We start from the raw sequence: 14,364 nt of genomic DNA, 5'->3' as shown, positions 1-14,364 counted from the left end.
GCTCTTGCGAATCGTCTTAGATGCAGCGAGCCTGAACCCTCCAAAAACCAGATCGAAAAGTAACCCTGTAATCAGCCAACCTCTTACAGACAGCTCCTGCATTCCACACCACCATTCCTTGCGCTTCAAAGGATGAAGCGACAGCACCTGGTGCTGCTAACCGTCAAGGAATGACCTATGGATGATTTGCCGCTGTACGAACAAAACCTGATCAGCTACGACCCGGAAAATGGCCTGCCGATACCGCGTTGGCTTGATCCTTCTGTGAGCAGCGAAGATCTGGCGGCCCGCGAACTGGCTGAGTTGCTCGGGTTTTGCATGAAGCCGGAACTGCTGGATCCTGCCAGGTACATCAATACTGAAATAGAACGAATGATCGAGGCCTCGAGCGCATCGCAGGCGACCAAAGAAAGGCTGAACATTCTCAGCCCCATCAAGGTGACTTTCCGTGAGCGAGCGCCTTCAGGAGGCGGGTTGGTCGGCACCATCGCCCCCTCTCCCTTACACACCCAGGCCTTCGAGTTGAAACAGATCGTCACGGGCCAGCATTACGTCACGCTTAAAGACAAGGTGATGATCAAAGTCATCTGGCCGAAAGACTTTCCATCGGATCTGATCTCCGCTCTGGAGTCTGTAGACCTGCAGTCCGATTACAAGAACCGGGTGATCGAGCATTACACTCACCCGGACATGGAGTACATGTACAAGATGCTCAGCGAGCAGGTGCTGAAACGTCACCTTCAGCATCATGCGGGCCTCCCCACGACGTCAGTCAGCAGCCAAAACCTGATCAAGGCGTATCAAAACAGTCAGATCCAGCCAAAACGTGTTTACTTTCGGGACAAGTACGTCGTCACTCAAGCCGTCTGCCTAGAAGCTCGCGGATCCATGGCCGGCGTTGAGCCTCATGCGGCCCTTCTGGTTTTTTGCGGCGAGCCGGACGATCAGGCGGTCTTCGAGCTTCCCGGCGATGGGCTGAAGAGAAGGGAAGTCATTGAAGCATCAGAGCTAATGGAAAAATACGTGCTCAAACGCCTTTCGATCTACGACGGTCTCAGGTTCAAGAAGTTTGACTTGAAGTATCAGGGCATCGAGAAGCGCAGCAATGATTACCTGCGGGACGCATCCCTGACGTTTCATGACAGCGACGACATTATTTCGCATCTGTACGTCACCAATCTGGAGAGACTGGTCTCTGACATCGATACGCTGGTCTTCACATACACCGAGCGTCTGGTCGATCAAGGGCTTGAACTCTTCGGCGCAGTATTGAACATCGTATCCGGGGGCGTGGCCGCGCCGACAATTGGCGCAGGGCTGGCTGGCCGAATGCTGTTGGCTTCCTTGCTAGGATTGTGTTCAGCGGGTATCGAGGCGACCAGAGGTATGTTGGCAGATCGTCCGGAGGACGCTGACAAGCACTACAAAGCGGCGATGATCGCGGCGATCTTGGAAATCGTGACCGTCATGATCCCCAAGACAGCCTCGATAGGGCTTACCAACACCAGCAAGAACGCGATATCCGGGAACGTCCTCAAGCGCATGAGGTTCGACGGCGTGACACCACCTCTTTATCACGACATCCGGCTCATCAACCGGAACGTAATTCCCTCGGAGTTAGGCGCCATGCACCTGAAGCGACGTCTGCTCGAACGTCTGAGTCAAGGCCCAGCTGCGGCCCAGGACATGATTTATGAATACGCACGGTGCATGAAAAAGACAGTGGAGAATCACAAACTCATCATTTACCGGGGTCAGGTATTTCGTGGCGATATGCGTACCCCCGAGGTCATTTTCAGAGACGGCTTCCAGCTTCGTACGCCAATCTCGGAGATCAAGAAAGACATTCATCAAATCACGGGCGTTCGGGGAGGCTTCGGCGGAGGCCGCAATGCACTGGATCCTGACGGGAAAGGCATCTCTACTTCGGTGTTCTATTACAAGGAACACACGGGGGCTTTTGTCTACGGCGGGAAACGCGGGGGCTATACGTACGTCGTCGACACCATCGACATGGATGGCTACCACCTCTACGCCAATCACCACATGGCCAAATACCCCAACTCACGGCAGATCAACTTGAGCCCAACGGAAATCAACTTTGGAGACAACATTGCCGGTGACATGATTTTGGGCGCCTACGACCAATCAGGCCGATTTATCCCCAACGGCTTCGGCCTGGAGATGTTCGCACGACGCAGAGCCAGCGAAATAGAAAAGCAGCTGATGGAGGCCGCCACCCGAGCAGTGGGTAAAGCTCAATCACATGTTGCCGCCCAAGTCCTGAAAGATGACTCGAAGTCTGATGCGAGAAACCGGGATTGAGAGCTGTCAACGTCGTTCGCATGACGCGGCATCTGGCAGAGGCGGTCATTCAAGCTTGCGAGCGCCTTTTCCGGTAGTCCGTGATGAACCAAAAAAAAGCCGGCCCACAAGTGGGCCGGCTTCATAACAATCCCGAAAGATTATTATTTGCGGCTGGCTTTTTCCAGCATGCGCAGAGCGCGCTCGTTAGCTTCATCAGCAGTCTGTTGAGCTTTTTGAGCTGCAGCCAGAGCGTCGTCAGCTTTACGATAGGCTTCATCAGCACGAGCTTGTGCACGAGCTGCTGCGTCTTCGGTAGCAGTCAGACGAGCTTCGGTTTCTTTGGATACGCTGCTGCAACCGGTAGCCAGAACTGCGGCCAGAGCCAGAGCAGAGAATTTCAGAACGTTGTTCATCGTGTTCCCCTTCAAGGACTTTCTATTAAAGAGCCATCTCTCAACAAAGAGAAACTGGCCGGCGTACATACTACCCATTACTTGTAGTAAGTAAACTGACACAGCGCAAGAACTGGAAAAAAATTACGCTTCTGTCGAAACCGACACAGTCGCTGTATGAAAAGCATTCAGCTTTAGACGGTCCAGGTTGCAGTATCTAGTGTAAGGCGTTGTTTTTTGTTGAACTAAAGGTGACTTTAACGGTCATCCTTCGTCACAGGACTAGAACATCCGGTAACTGTCAGTGCCATTGAAGGGTACGACGTTGGCGTGCTGCTAGTGCGCGATTTTTACGATCAAGCGCCTTGAGCATCTGTACCCAGGGCGCCTACTATTTGTGACGTGCTCAGCTGCCAGAGAACGACCAGGCTCTTCTCCTTGTCCAACTGGGGCACGGGGTGGCGTAGAGGTTCCTTCGCCGGACAAACATCGGTAAGGTAGGGGTCAAATACAAGACCCGCGAGGAGTAGTGATGAGCGAGGCGTTGTCCATCCACCATGACCAGGCTGGTCATCAGTTCGAGACCAATGTGGACGGTCATCGTGCGTACCTGACCTACATGGATCTGGGGAAGCAGACCCTGGATATCTACCGTACATTCGTGCCCAATGCGTTGCGCGGTCGCGGCATTGCGGCTGCACTTACCGAGAAGGCGCTTGAGTACGCCGATACCATGGGCTACACGGTCATTCCATCCTGTTCCTATGTCGAACGCTATATGGAACGGCATCAACGGCAGTCGTCGAAAGCCTGAATACCTGCCAGCAACCGCGGCAAACACAAAAACGCCGGGCATTTGCCCGGCGTTTTTGTGTGCGTGCTACTAGCCCCGTTGACGCTTTGGCAGTACATCCTTGAGCTTGGCGTGCATGCTGCGCAGCGTGTTCGCCGTGGTGTCCCAGTCGATGCAGGCATCGGTGATCGAGACGCCGTACTGCAGTTCGGAAAGGTTTTTCGGAATCGCCTGGCAACCCCAGTTCAGGTGGCTCTCGACCATCAAGCCAATGATCGACTGATTGCCTTCGAGGATCTGGTTGGCCACGTTCTCCATGACCAGTGGCTGCAGTGCCGGGTCCTTGTTGGAGTTGGCATGGCTGCAGTCGACCATGATGTTCGGCTTGATCTTGGCCTTGGTCAGTGCCTGTTCGCAGAGTGCCACGCTGACTGAATCGTAGTTTGGCTTGCCGTTACCGCCGCGCAGTACCACGTGGCCGTAGGCGTTGCCTTTGGTGGTGACGATGGAGACGCCACCTTCCTGGTTGATACCCAGGAAGCGGTGAGGGCTGGAGACCGATTGCAGGGCGTTGATCGCTACGGTCAGGCCACCGTCGGTACCGTTCTTGAAGCCGACGGCCGAGGACAGGCCCGAAGCCATTTCACGGTGGGTTTGCGATTCAGTGGTGCGCGCACCAATGGCCGACCAGCTGATCAGGTCCTGCAGGTATTGTGGCGAAATCGGGTCGAGCGCTTCAGTTGCGGTCGGCAGGCCCATTTCCGCCAGGTCCAGCAGCAGTTGGCGGCCGATGTGCAGGCCGTCCTGGATTTTGAACGAGTCATCCAGGTACGGGTCGTTGATCAGACCTTTCCAGCCCACGGTGGTACGCGGCTTTTCAAAATACACGCGCATGACCAGGTACAGGGTGTCGGACACCTCTGCGGCCAGTACTTTCAAGCGTTCGGCGTACTCGTGGGCGGCCTTGATGTCGTGAATCGAGCAAGGGCCGACGACCACGAACAGGCGGTGGTCCTTGCCGTCGAGGATATTGCGCACCACTTCGCGGCCCGCAGTCACGGTTTTCAGCGCGGTGGCACTGAGAGGTATTTCCTTCTTGAGCTGATCGGGGGTGATCAAGGTCTCGTTGGAGGCAACGTTAAGGTCATCGATCGGTAAATCAGCCATCGTGTTACTCGTCAGGTCACGGATGCCGGCCGCCAGCGATCCCCGTGCGGCGGAGCAGCATGATTTAACGCAGCGGGGGAGCCGAACCTTAGCGCGTTACACCGTGGCTCGACAATGGGCAAGGCCCGCTTTCCTGTGTGGGAACGCGCATAAAGACCGGTCGAGTGCGACTAAAGTGGCAGCGGGCGTGGTTGCAGCACCCGGTTCGCCTCCAGGCTGGCTTCCGAGAACTCGGTGGCGTGCCGGGCTATCCACTCCTGAGCCAGGACTTGCAGGTCGATGTCTTGAGCTTCATCGCCGGCGTGTTGTTGGCAATAGTGCTGGATCTGGCAGACCTGTTCGCTCATTCGTGCACCGAACAGCGCTTGCTCATCAACAAAGGCAATGCCGACCCGGTAGCCTTGTGCCTGCTTCTGGCACCAGGCGACGTAACCCGGGTAGCGGGCATCTTCGCCGAGGGAAGGGATGATCATTTCAACCGCCATGCCGCGGCGGTAGGCCCGTGGATGGTTGCAGGCTACGCCGCCCAGGCTGATAGTGTGGAGTCGCTGGCGGAACAGGCTGGGTGACGAGCGCAAGGTCAATTCGACCGGAACGTCATCGGGGTGAGGCAGGAATCCACGCATATCGACTCCGTGTCGATTATTTGACCTTGTTTGGCTGAGTATAGTGAAGGAAAGTGAAGCGGTTGATTTACGTATGAAAGCTGATCAAAAAACAATCAGTCCAGGGGTGGTGATGGAAAGGGCGCAACAACGCATCGGTATTATTGGTACCGGCGCCATCGGTGGTTTTTATGGTGTGATGCTGGCTCGTGCCGGGTTCGACGTGCATTTTCTGTTGCGCAGTGAGTTTGCGGCGGTCAGTGAACAGGGGCTGCAAATCGACAGTGATGTTCACGGGGTGTTACGCCTGCCGTCGGTGCAGGCCTACAGCGATGCTGCTGAAATGCCACCCTGCGACTGGCTGCTGGTCGGTGCCAAGACCACCAGCAACCCGGCCCTGGCACCCTTGATCACTCGGGCGTGCAAAGTGGGTGGCAGCGTCGTGCTGCTGCAGAACGGGTTGGGTGTCGAAGAGGCGTTGCGGCCTCTGTTGCCCGCTAACCTGCACCTGCTCGGAGGCTTGTGTTTTGTCTGCCTCAATCGCACGGCGCCGGGGGTAGTTCGGCATCAGGCGTTGGGTGCGGTGAACCTTGGCTATCACAGTGGCCCGGCGCAGGATGTATTGGCACGTCAGGCACGAGTGGAGTCAGCTGTGGCGCTGTTTCATGCGGCGGGTATCGAGTCCCGGGGCATGCTCAACCTGGCTCAGGCGCGTTGGCAGAAGTTGGTGTGGAACGTGCCGTACAACGGCCTTTCGGTGTTGCTCAAGGCCAGCACCAGCGCGCTGATGGCGGATGCGTCCAGCCGAGCACTGATTCAGGCGTTGATGTGCGAGGTGGTGGACGGGGCGCGTGCCTGTGGCCATGTCCTGCCAGAGGGGTACGCTGAGGATCTGTTTGCCATCACTGAGAACATGCCGGATTACTGGCCGAGCATGTACCACGACTACGCTCAGGGGCGGCCGCTGGAGTTGGATGCCATCTATGCTGAACCGCTGGCGCAGGCGCGTCAGGCCGGTTGCCAGCTGCCGCGAATCGAAGCGCTGTATCAGGCGCTGGCATTTATTGATCGGCATAACCATTGATACCCCCAGGAGTGCAGCATGAGTAAAGGTCTGGTCGACAAGCTGGTGGTGGCCATTTCCTCGCGGGCGTTGTTCGACCTGAGTGAGAGCCATCAGGTGTTTCTGGCGCAGGGTGTGGAAGCCTACCGGCAGTACCAGATCGACCATGAGGATGAGCTGCTGGAGCCGGGCGATGCGTTCCCGCTGGTGCAGAAACTGCTGGGTTTGAATGACAGTCTCGGCCAGCAGCGGGTTGAGGTGGTGCTGGTGTCGCGTAACAGTGCCGACACCGGCTTGCGTGTGTTCAGTGCCATCGAACATCACGGCCTGGGCATTTCACGCGCCGCCTTTGTCGGCGGGCGCAGCCCTTATCCGTATCTGGCGGCATTTGGTTGTCACCTGTTCCTGTCGACTGATGCCGAGGACGTGCGCCGTGCGCTGGAGGCCGGTTTTGCCGCCGCGACCATTCTGTCTGGCGGTGCCCGGCGAGCGGCCAGCGATGAACTGCGTATCGCGTTTGATGGCGACGCGGTGTTGTTTTCCGATGAGTCGGAGCGCGTCTACCAGCAAGGAGGGCTTGAAGCCTTCCAGGCCAACGAACGCCAGGCGGCTCGCCAGCCGTTGGGTGGCGGCCCGTTCAAGCCGTTCCTGGCCGCGTTGCATGTGCTGCAGAAAGAGTTTCCGCAAGGCGCCTGCCCGATTCGTACGGCACTGGTTACCGCGCGTTCTGCACCCGCCCATGAGCGGGTGATCCGTACCTTGCGCGATTGGGACATCCGTCTGGATGAGTCGCTGTTTCTCGGCGGCCTGGACAAGTCGGCGTTTCTTGAAGCGTTCGCCGCCGACGTGTTCTTCGATGATCAGGCCGGGCATTGCGAGCGCGCCCGAGGTGTGGTCGCGACGGGGCATGTGCCTCATGGTGTCAGCAACGAGCACGCGCCCGGTTGAGCCCGGCGGTGCTCGCCGGACGGGCGCTGCGCATCACCTTGACGCTGCTAAGCTGAAGCGTGCGCTGCCGTTTCGGCAGTCGAGGAGGGCAAATGATCCATTCGATGCTGTATGCCACAGACCTCGGTGTGTACGCGCCTTATGTCTTGCAACATGCGCTGGCGTTGGCGCGAACCTTCAACGCCGAACTGTATGTGATTCATGCGGTTGAGCCGATGGGGCAGTTCGCTGAATCACTGCTGCAGAGCTACCTGGACGAACAGACCCTGGACGAACTGCATAGCCAGGGTGTGAACACGGTGATGGCCAATATCGAACAGCGGGTGCTGGATACGTTTCGTGATGAATTGGGTGGGCATGAGGACCTGGCCCTGATCCGTGCCGTGCGGGTGCGACAGGGGGATCCTGCTCAGGTCATTCTGGAGCAGGCTCAGCGGCTGAGTGTCGATTTGCTGATTGTTGGCAGCCACTCCCGTGGCGCAGGTGTGTCGATTCCGCTGGGTCGGACCGCGGCGCGTGTGTTGCAGCTTTCGCCAGTGCCGGTTTACATGGTCCCCTTGGCCCAGCATCTGGGCCGGCGCAAGGGGTGAGCGGTAAGTGAGCGAGGCTGTAGGAAAACCGGTGAAATAGTTCTAGATTTATTCTTCAAACCACTAATATAGTTATAACCCGTCGCTGCTGCCGGTGACGCCCAGCTGATTTGAGGGATACCTATGAAGCTTCAACAATTGCGCTACATCTGGGAAGTGGCGCACCACGACCTCAACGTCTCCGCGACAGCACAGAGCCTGTATACCTCCCAGCCTGGGATCAGCAAGCAGATCCGTCTGTTGGAAGATGAGCTGGGTGTTGAGGTTTTCGCTCGTAGCGGCAAGCACTTGACGCGCGTCACGCCGGCGGGTGAGCGGATTATTACCACGGCTGGGGAAATTCTGCGCAAGGTCGAGAGCATCAAGCAAATCGCCCAGGAATTCTCCAATGAGAAAAAGGGCACCCTTTCGATCGCAACGACGCACACCCAGGCGCGTTACGCGTTGCCGCCGGTGATCAGTAACTTCATCAAGCAATACCCGGAAGTAGCGCTGCACATGCACCAGGGTTCGCCGATGCAGATTGCCGAGATGGCGGCTGATGGCACCGTCGATTTCGCCATTGCCACCGAGGCCCTGGAGCTGTTCGGCGACCTGGTGATGATGCCGTGCTATCGCTGGAACCGTTGTGTGGTCGTGCCGCAGGGGCATCCGTTGACCAAGCTGCCCAAACTGACGCTGGAAGTGCTGGCGGAATATCCGATCGTGACCTACGTCTTTGGCTTTACCGGCCGCTCAAAGCTCGACGAAGCGTTCAGTCACCGTGGCCTGACCCCGAAAGTGGTCTTTACCGCTGCCGATGCTGACGTGATCAAGACCTATGTTCGCCTTGGCCTGGGTGTTGGTATTGTCGCCAAGATGGCTGTTGATCCCAAGCTCGACAGCGATCTGGTGGTGCTCGATGCCAGCGAGTTGTTCGAGTCCAGTGTGACCAAGATCGGTTTCCGCCGCGGCACGTTCCTGCGTGGGTTCATGTGCGACTTCATCGAGAAGTTCGCCCCGCACCTGACGCGTGAAGTAATGGCCAAGGCCATTCAGTGCCACAACAAGCAGGAACTGGAAGAGCTCTTTGAAGGTGTTGAGCTGCCGGTCCACTGACCACAACGTGGTGCCACAAAAAAACCGGCCATGGGTGCCGGTTTCAGTGCTGAGAAAGCCAGCCGCGCAGAGCATGTGATTTTTGTGTCAGGCTCGCCTGCGGTGGTATCGGCGGGGTGTCAGTAAGCGCGCGGCGCCTGCATCGCGGGCAAGCCCGGCTCCTACGGCGGGCGCGGGCTCTGTTGGAACTGGCTTGCCTGCGATGGCCTCGGTGCGGTGTCCGTAAGCGCGCGACGTCTGCATCGCGGGCAAGCCCGGCTCCTACAGCTGGCGCGGTCTTTGTTGGAGCTGGCTTGCCTGCGATGGCCTCGGTGCGGTGCCCGTGAGTTCACGGCGTCTGCATCGCGGGCAAGCCCGGCTCCTACAGTTGGCGCGGGGCTCTGTTGGAACTGGCTTGGCTGCGATGGCGTCGGTGAGGTGTCCGTGAGTTCGCGGTGCCTGCATCGCGGGCAAGCCCGGCTCCTACAGCTTGCGCGGTCTTTGTTGGAGCTGGCTTGCCTGCGATGGCGTCTGCATCGCAGGCAAGCCCACAAGGGGTACCCTTCAGATCAGCTCTTGCTGATCAGGTTGCCTGCATGCAGGCCGCATTCTTTCTGGGTTGACTCTTCCCACCACCAGCGGCCTTCGCGCTCATGCTGGTTCGGCAGCACCGGGCGGGTGCAGGGCTCGCAGCCGATGCTGATAAAACCGCGTTCATGCAGGCTGTTGTAGGGCAGCTCGAGCATGCGGATATAGCCCCAGACTTCTTCGCTGGTCATCTGCGCCAGTGGGTTGAACTTGTACAGCGTGTGCTCTGCTGTGGAGAAGGCACCGTCGATTTCCAGCGCGGCTACCTGGCTGCGGGTGCCCGGGCTTTGATCGCGACGCTGGCCGGTGGCCCAGGCGCTTACCGTGGCCAGTTTGCGGCGCAGTGGTTCGATCTTGCGGATACCGCAGCATTCGCCGTGACCGTCTTTGTAGAAGCTGAACAGGCCCTTTTCCTTGACGAAGGGCTCGAGCTTGCTGTGGTCGGGAGAGAGGATTTCGATCGGCAGCGAGTAGTGCTCGCGGACCTGATCAATGAAACGGTAGGTTTCCGGGTGCAGGCGACCGGTGTCGAGGCTGAATACCTTGACCTGCTTGTTCAGTTTCCAGGCCATGTCCACCAGCACCACGTCTTCGGCGCCGCTGAAGGAGATCCACAGGTCGTCACCGAAGTGCTCGAAGGCAAGTTTGAGGATGTCTTGCGGTGACTTGCTGGCGTAGGTCGCGGCCAGGGCGGCGACGTCGAAGGGTTGGCTCATCAGGCGGCTTCCGGTCTGTGAATGGCGCTTTGCGCTCGTTTAGGCTGATCTTAACAAAAAATGTCTGGCTAGACGGTTTGCATTGAATGACTGGCCGGGCTGTCGTCAGAAGAAGGCAGATGTGCTTCAGAGTTGCCCCAAGGTATCGAGCAGTACCTTTACCTTGGTGATCGACTCTTGGTACTCGGCTTGCCAATCCGAATCGGCGACCACTGCGCCGCCGCCCCAGCAGCAGGCCTGGCCGTCCTTGATCAGCAGGCTGCGGATCGCAATGGAACTGTCCATTTCGCCGCGCACGTCGATGTAAATCAATGAGCCGCAGTACAGTGCTCGTCGGCTGGGTTCCAGTTCGTCGATGATCTGCATGGCGCGGATTTTCGGCGCGCCGGTGATCGAGCCGCCGGGGAAGCTGCCGGCGATCAGGTCCAGCGCGTCCTTGTCGGCTGCGAGTTGCCCGGTGACGACGCTGACCATGTGGTGGACGTTGGGATAGCTTTCCAGGCTGAACAGTTCCGGGACTTTAACCGTACCGATTTCACAGCTGCGGCCCAGGTCGTTGCGCAGCAGGTCGACGATCATCAGGTTTTCTGCACGGTCTTTGCTGCTGGCCAGCAATTGGGCGGCATTCTCGGCGTCTTCGACAGTGTCCTGGCTGCGCGGTCGGGTGCCCTTGATCGGGCGTGTTTCTACCTGGCCGGCGTGTACCTGGATGAACCGCTCGGGCGAGAAGCTCAGCAGGGCGCTGCCGTCTGCCAGTGCCTGGAACCCGGAGAACGGCGTAGGGCAGGCGCTGCGCAGGGCGCGATAGGCGTGCCAGGGATCGCCCTGGCACGGTGCTCTGAAGCGCTGGGTGAGGTTGATCTGGTAGCAGTCGCCCGCATGGATGTAGTGCTGCACGCGCTCGAACGCTTGGCGGTACTGCTCGGGGGAAAGATCGCCGCGCATTGGCGCCTTCAGCGTGAAATCGGCCTTGTCGTCGGTGACAGCTGGTGCGTGGAACAAGCGCAGCAGGCGCTGTGCTTCGTCAGGTGCCAGGCTTGGGTGAAACACCAACTGGGTGGTGCTGCGCTGATGGTCGCTGATCAGTGCCCAGGCATACAGCCCCAGGCCGGCATCCGGCAGGTCCAGGTCATCCACTGCCAGCGCTGGCAGTGTTTCAAGGCGTCGCCCGAAGTCATAGCTGAGGTAGCCTATAAGGCCCCCTGCGAAGGGCAGTTGCAGATCATCGGGCAGGTCTGCAGTACCGAGGCGCTTCAGGCTGTCGCGCAGGCGCTGGAGATAGTCAATGCCGGTTTCGCCATCATGGGGTGACAACTGCTCTACTGGCCAGGCGCTCAGCAGGTCATAACGCCCTCGGCTGGCGTTCGGGCGCGCGCTGTCGAGCAGGATGGCGCCAGGTGTCTGGCGGACACGGGCAAAGTAGTCGGCAGGGTCGGCCTGGTAGGGCAGGGGATGAACGGTGCAGGTGGGCATTCGCATCAAGAGCTGTCAGGGCGGGGAACGGATTGTAGTCCTCCGCAGGCGTTGCTCCTAGAGGTGTGCGCGCAATTGAGGCACCCGATGTCGCCCTGAGGGTAGGTTTGTATCCCCTCAGGGCGTTGCATCAGTTGTTCGGCACGTGGCCAAACAGCTCCTGGGTGAAGCGAACCCGCTCTTCCACGGTTTCCTTCACGCCGTTCTTCGCCAGGGCTTCCAGGTGGGCCTCGATGGCGTGGGTGCGCTGCGTCAGGCCGCAATCGTTGGCGATCTGGATGTTCAGGCCGGGGCGGGCGTTGAGCTCAAGGATCAGCGGGCCCTTGTCCTGGTCCAGCACCATGTCGACACCGATGTAACCCAGGCCGCACAGCTCATAACAACCGGCGGCCAGCTTCATGAAGCCGTCCCAGTTTGGCAGTTGCACGCCGTCTACCGCGTTGGTGGTGTCCGGGTGCTTGCTGATGATGTTGTTCAGCCAGGTGCCGCGCAGGGTGAGCCCGGTGGCGAGGTCGACCCCGACCCCGATGGCGCCCTGGTGCAGGTTGGCCTTGCCGCCAGACTGGCGCGTCGGCAAGCGCAGCATGGCCATGACCGGGTAGCCCATCAGGACAATGATGCGGATGTCCGGTACGCCTTCGTAGCTGATGCTCTTGAAGATCTGGTCGGGGGTGACCCGGTACTCGATCAGTGCCCGGTCGCGGTGCCCGCCCAGGGAGTAGAGGCCGGTCAGGATGCTGGAGATCTGGTGCTCGATTTCCTCGTGGCTGATGATCTTGCCCGAGACGGTCCGGTAGCGGTTCTCGAAACGGTCGGCGATGACCAGAATGCCGTCGCCACCAGCGCCTTGGGCCGGCTTGATCACGAAATCACTGCGCCCGCCGATGATCTCGTCGAGCTTTTCGATCTCTTTCTCGGTGGAGATGATCCCGTACATTTCCGGCACATGAATGCCGGCCTTGATCGCACGCTCCTTGGTGATGATCTTGTCATCGACGATCGGGTACAGGTGGCGCTTGTTGTACTTGAGGACATAGTCCGCATTGCGCCGGTTGATACCCATGATGCCCCGGGCCTCCAGGGCTTTCCAGGTTTTCCAGAGACCGAACATCAGGCGTCCTTCACAAAGGCTTTGAAACGGACCAGCTCCGTCAGGCGATAGCCGCGATAACGGCCCATTGCCAGCATGAAGCCCACCAGAATCAGCAGTACCGCCGGGAAGGTGAAGACGAAGTACACCAGTTCCGGCACGCTCATCAGCAGGTGCGCTAGCGAGGCTGCGAACAGGGTGCCGACGGCTACTTTCATCGCATGGCCACCGCCGCGCTCCTCCCAGGTGATCGACAGGCGTTCGATGGTCATGGTCAGGATCACCATCGGGAACAGTGCGACCGACAGGCCGCGCTCCAGGCCCAGCTTGTGGCTGAACAGGCTGATGGCGGCAATCAGTACCACGACGAAGGTCAGCACCACCGACAGGCGTGGCAGCATCTGCAGCTTCAGGTGCTCAAGGTAGGAGCGTAGCGACAGGCCCAGCGCGGTAATGATGGTAAACAGGACGATGCCGAAGCCCAGTTGGGTTTCGCGGAAGGCCAGGGCGATCAGTACCGGGGTAAAGGTGCCGAGGGTCTGCAGGCCGATCAGGTTGCGCAGGACCAGGATCACCAGTACGCCAATCGGGATCATGACCATGATCATGAACGTCTGCTGGGTCTGCAGGGGCAGGCCGTACAGTGAGTACTCCAGAAAGTCGGCGTCGGTATTCTCGTCGGTCAGCTTGGCCAGGCGGATGGCGTTCATCTCGCTGTTGTTCAGGCTGAAGCTGACGTTGGCTTTCTTGCCGCCATCGACGGTGATCAGGTTGTCATCGCCCGTCCACCACAGCAGGCGGTCGCTCGGCAGGCCCTGTTCGCCGGTGTCCGGGTTGAAGTACAGCCAGTCGGTGCCGTTGAAGCTGCGCAGCCACAGTTCAGGGGTTTGTGGTTGGTCGGCCAGCAGGCGGATGGTATGGACTTTTTCAATCGGTACGTGGGCAATCGACAGCAGCAGGTCGATGATCTTGGCCTTGTGCAGGCTTGAGGTATCGCCGGCCAGCAGCAGCTTGACGTTGTCATCGTTGACGTTGTTGACGCGCTTGATGGTCTCGCTGACAAAGGTCTCGACGTCTGCCGAATGCTGGCGGATAGGAGCCATCAGCGCTTCGGCGGCGATCTTCTCCGGGCCTTCGACGGGCAGGCTGTCACGGAAGGTGGGACCTTTGGCCTTGGGTTTTTCGGCGCTGTAGCGCTTTGTCAGTACCAGGCGGTAGTAGAGGGTCTGGTTGCCGCTGGCGCGGCGTGCCGACCAGGTCACCTTGCGGTTGCCATCGACGCGGTTGACGCTGACGCCGTAGTTGTTGGAGATGAAGCTCTCGTTGAGGCTGACGTAGTCACTGCTCAGCGGTGGCACGAACATCTGGACCTTGACCGGGTCTTTGGCGCTGGCGACGAACTCGACCTTGGCGTCGATGTTCCACAGGTCGTCCGTCTCGTCTTCGGTGACCGGAATGCCGAGGAAGAAGATCTGGTAGGCCGTGACCAATACGCCCAGCAACACCAGAACGGTGATCAGGACTTTGAGGTGGAGGGTAAGAGAGCGCATCGGTT

The 14,364-nt window shown here is 59.1% G+C and carries 13 protein-coding genes; 6 read left to right on the top strand and 7 right to left on the bottom strand.

Annotated features, from left to right (window positions below; all coding sequences use genetic code 11):
• The first annotated feature begins 177 nt into the window (after positions 1 to 177).
• Positions 178 to 2,325: a hypothetical protein gene (locus tag UIA24_RS17375; protein WP_102052583.1), complete on the top strand. Its 2,148-nt coding sequence runs from the start codon at positions 178 to 180 to the stop codon at positions 2,323 to 2,325.
• Between the two features lie 143 nt (positions 2,326 to 2,468).
• Here the strand turns inward: UIA24_RS17375 and oprI are convergent, their stop codons facing one another.
• The gene (gene oprI / locus UIA24_RS17370) at positions 2,469 to 2,720 is read right to left on the bottom strand and encodes an outer membrane lipoprotei OprI (RefSeq protein WP_037058464.1); all 252 of its coding nucleotides are present in this window, start codon (positions 2,718 to 2,720) and stop codon (positions 2,469 to 2,471) included.
• A gap of 511 nt (positions 2,721 to 3,231) precedes the next feature.
• Between oprI and UIA24_RS17365 the strand changes: the two genes are divergently transcribed.
• Positions 3,232 to 3,513, top strand: a complete 282-nt coding sequence (locus UIA24_RS17365; RefSeq protein WP_065762041.1) for a GNAT family N-acetyltransferase — start codon at positions 3,232 to 3,234, stop codon at positions 3,511 to 3,513.
• Between the two features lie 69 nt (positions 3,514 to 3,582).
• Here UIA24_RS17365 and UIA24_RS17360 read toward each other — a convergent pair whose 3' ends face one another.
• Together UIA24_RS17360 and UIA24_RS17355 are read right to left on the bottom strand one after the other, a co-directional pair.
• Entirely contained in the window at positions 3,583 to 4,659 is a 1,077-nt protein-coding gene (locus UIA24_RS17360; protein WP_099774042.1) for a 3-deoxy-7-phosphoheptulonate synthase, read from the bottom strand.
• A 170-nt stretch (positions 4,660 to 4,829) separates the two neighbouring features.
• A complete protein-coding gene (locus UIA24_RS17355) occupies positions 4,830 to 5,285 on the bottom strand; it encodes a PilZ domain-containing protein (protein ID WP_099774043.1) in 456 nt (151 codons plus the stop codon).
• A gap of 112 nt (positions 5,286 to 5,397) precedes the next feature.
• Here UIA24_RS17355 and UIA24_RS17350 point away from each other — a divergent pair, with 112 nt between their 5' ends.
• From UIA24_RS17350 to cysB, 4 genes are all read left to right on the top strand, one after another.
• Complete coding sequence (locus UIA24_RS17350) at positions 5,398 to 6,348, top strand: putative 2-dehydropantoate 2-reductase (RefSeq protein WP_330523431.1); 951 nt, start codon at positions 5,398 to 5,400, stop codon at positions 6,346 to 6,348.
• A gap of 18 nt (positions 6,349 to 6,366) precedes the next feature.
• On the top strand, positions 6,367 to 7,275 hold the full coding sequence (locus UIA24_RS17345; RefSeq protein ID WP_065759498.1) for a 5'-nucleotidase: 909 nt from the start codon (positions 6,367 to 6,369) through the stop codon (positions 7,273 to 7,275).
• 92 nt (positions 7,276 to 7,367) lie between these two features.
• Positions 7,368 to 7,865, top strand: coding sequence for a universal stress protein (locus UIA24_RS17340; RefSeq protein WP_065759497.1), 498 nt, complete (start codon positions 7,368 to 7,370; stop codon positions 7,863 to 7,865).
• Between the two features lie 123 nt (positions 7,866 to 7,988).
• Positions 7,989 to 8,963, top strand: coding sequence for an HTH-type transcriptional regulator CysB (gene cysB, locus UIA24_RS17335; protein ID WP_065759496.1), 975 nt, complete (start codon positions 7,989 to 7,991; stop codon positions 8,961 to 8,963).
• Between the two features lie 548 nt (positions 8,964 to 9,511).
• On the opposite strand, the gene UIA24_RS17330 is transcribed toward cysB, so the two are convergent.
• The 4 genes from UIA24_RS17330 to rloB form a co-directional block, all read right to left on the bottom strand.
• Positions 9,512 to 10,246, bottom strand: coding sequence for a phosphoadenylyl-sulfate reductase (locus UIA24_RS17330; protein ID WP_330523430.1), 735 nt, complete (start codon positions 10,244 to 10,246; stop codon positions 9,512 to 9,514).
• Positions 10,247 to 10,372: 126 nt separating this feature from the next.
• Positions 10,373 to 11,719 (bottom strand): aminodeoxychorismate synthase component I, encoded by a 1,347-nt coding sequence (gene pabB / locus UIA24_RS17325; RefSeq protein ID WP_330523429.1) that lies wholly within the window; start codon positions 11,717 to 11,719, stop codon positions 10,373 to 10,375.
• A 130-nt stretch (positions 11,720 to 11,849) separates the two neighbouring features.
• Positions 11,850 to 12,830: an alpha-L-glutamate ligase-like protein gene (locus tag UIA24_RS17320; RefSeq protein ID WP_065759493.1), complete on the bottom strand. Its 981-nt coding sequence runs from the start codon at positions 12,828 to 12,830 to the stop codon at positions 11,850 to 11,852.
• Entirely contained in the window at positions 12,830 to 14,359 is a 1,530-nt protein-coding gene (rloB, locus tag UIA24_RS17315; RefSeq protein WP_099774047.1) for an osmotic stress tolerance membrane protein RloB, read from the bottom strand. The genes UIA24_RS17320 and rloB overlap by 1 nt, the downstream gene beginning before the upstream one ends.
• Positions 14,360 to 14,364 lie beyond the last annotated feature (5 nt).

The organism is Pseudomonas sp. AL 58 (assembly GCF_036348395.1).
GTDB lineage: Bacteria > Pseudomonadota > Gammaproteobacteria > Pseudomonadales > Pseudomonadaceae > Aquipseudomonas > Aquipseudomonas defluvii.
Note: the sequence above shows the minus strand (reverse complement) of the source record. Positions and strands in the feature narration are given on the sequence as shown.

What these genes read in the sequence shown, in the direction of transcription:
- UIA24_RS17375 (WP_102052583.1), top strand. Translation starts at nt 178, where the DNA reads ATGGATGATTTGCCGCTGTACGAACAAAACCTGATCAGCTACGACCCG.
- oprI (WP_037058464.1), bottom strand. Translation starts at nt 2,720, where the DNA reads ATGAACAACGTTCTGAAATTCTCTGCTCTGGCTCTGGCCGCAGTTCTG.
- UIA24_RS17365 (WP_065762041.1), top strand. Translation starts at nt 3,232, where the DNA reads ATGAGCGAGGCGTTGTCCATCCACCATGACCAGGCTGGTCATCAGTTC.
- UIA24_RS17360 (WP_099774042.1), bottom strand. Translation starts at nt 4,659, where the DNA reads ATGGCTGATTTACCGATCGATGACCTTAACGTTGCCTCCAACGAGACC.
- UIA24_RS17355 (WP_099774043.1), bottom strand. Translation starts at nt 5,285, where the DNA reads ATGCGTGGATTCCTGCCTCACCCCGATGACGTTCCGGTCGAATTGACC.
- UIA24_RS17350 (WP_330523431.1), top strand. Translation starts at nt 5,398, where the DNA reads ATGGAAAGGGCGCAACAACGCATCGGTATTATTGGTACCGGCGCCATC.
- UIA24_RS17345 (WP_065759498.1), top strand. Translation starts at nt 6,367, where the DNA reads ATGAGTAAAGGTCTGGTCGACAAGCTGGTGGTGGCCATTTCCTCGCGG.
- UIA24_RS17340 (WP_065759497.1), top strand. Translation starts at nt 7,368, where the DNA reads ATGATCCATTCGATGCTGTATGCCACAGACCTCGGTGTGTACGCGCCT.
- cysB (WP_065759496.1), top strand. Translation starts at nt 7,989, where the DNA reads ATGAAGCTTCAACAATTGCGCTACATCTGGGAAGTGGCGCACCACGAC.
- UIA24_RS17330 (WP_330523430.1), bottom strand. Translation starts at nt 10,246, where the DNA reads ATGAGCCAACCCTTCGACGTCGCCGCCCTGGCCGCGACCTACGCCAGC.
- pabB (WP_330523429.1), bottom strand. Translation starts at nt 11,719, where the DNA reads ATGCCCACCTGCACCGTTCATCCCCTGCCCTACCAGGCCGACCCTGCC.
- UIA24_RS17320 (WP_065759493.1), bottom strand. Translation starts at nt 12,830, where the DNA reads ATGTTCGGTCTCTGGAAAACCTGGAAAGCCCTGGAGGCCCGGGGCATC.
- rloB (WP_099774047.1), bottom strand. Translation starts at nt 14,359, where the DNA reads ATGCGCTCTCTTACCCTCCACCTCAAAGTCCTGATCACCGTTCTGGTG.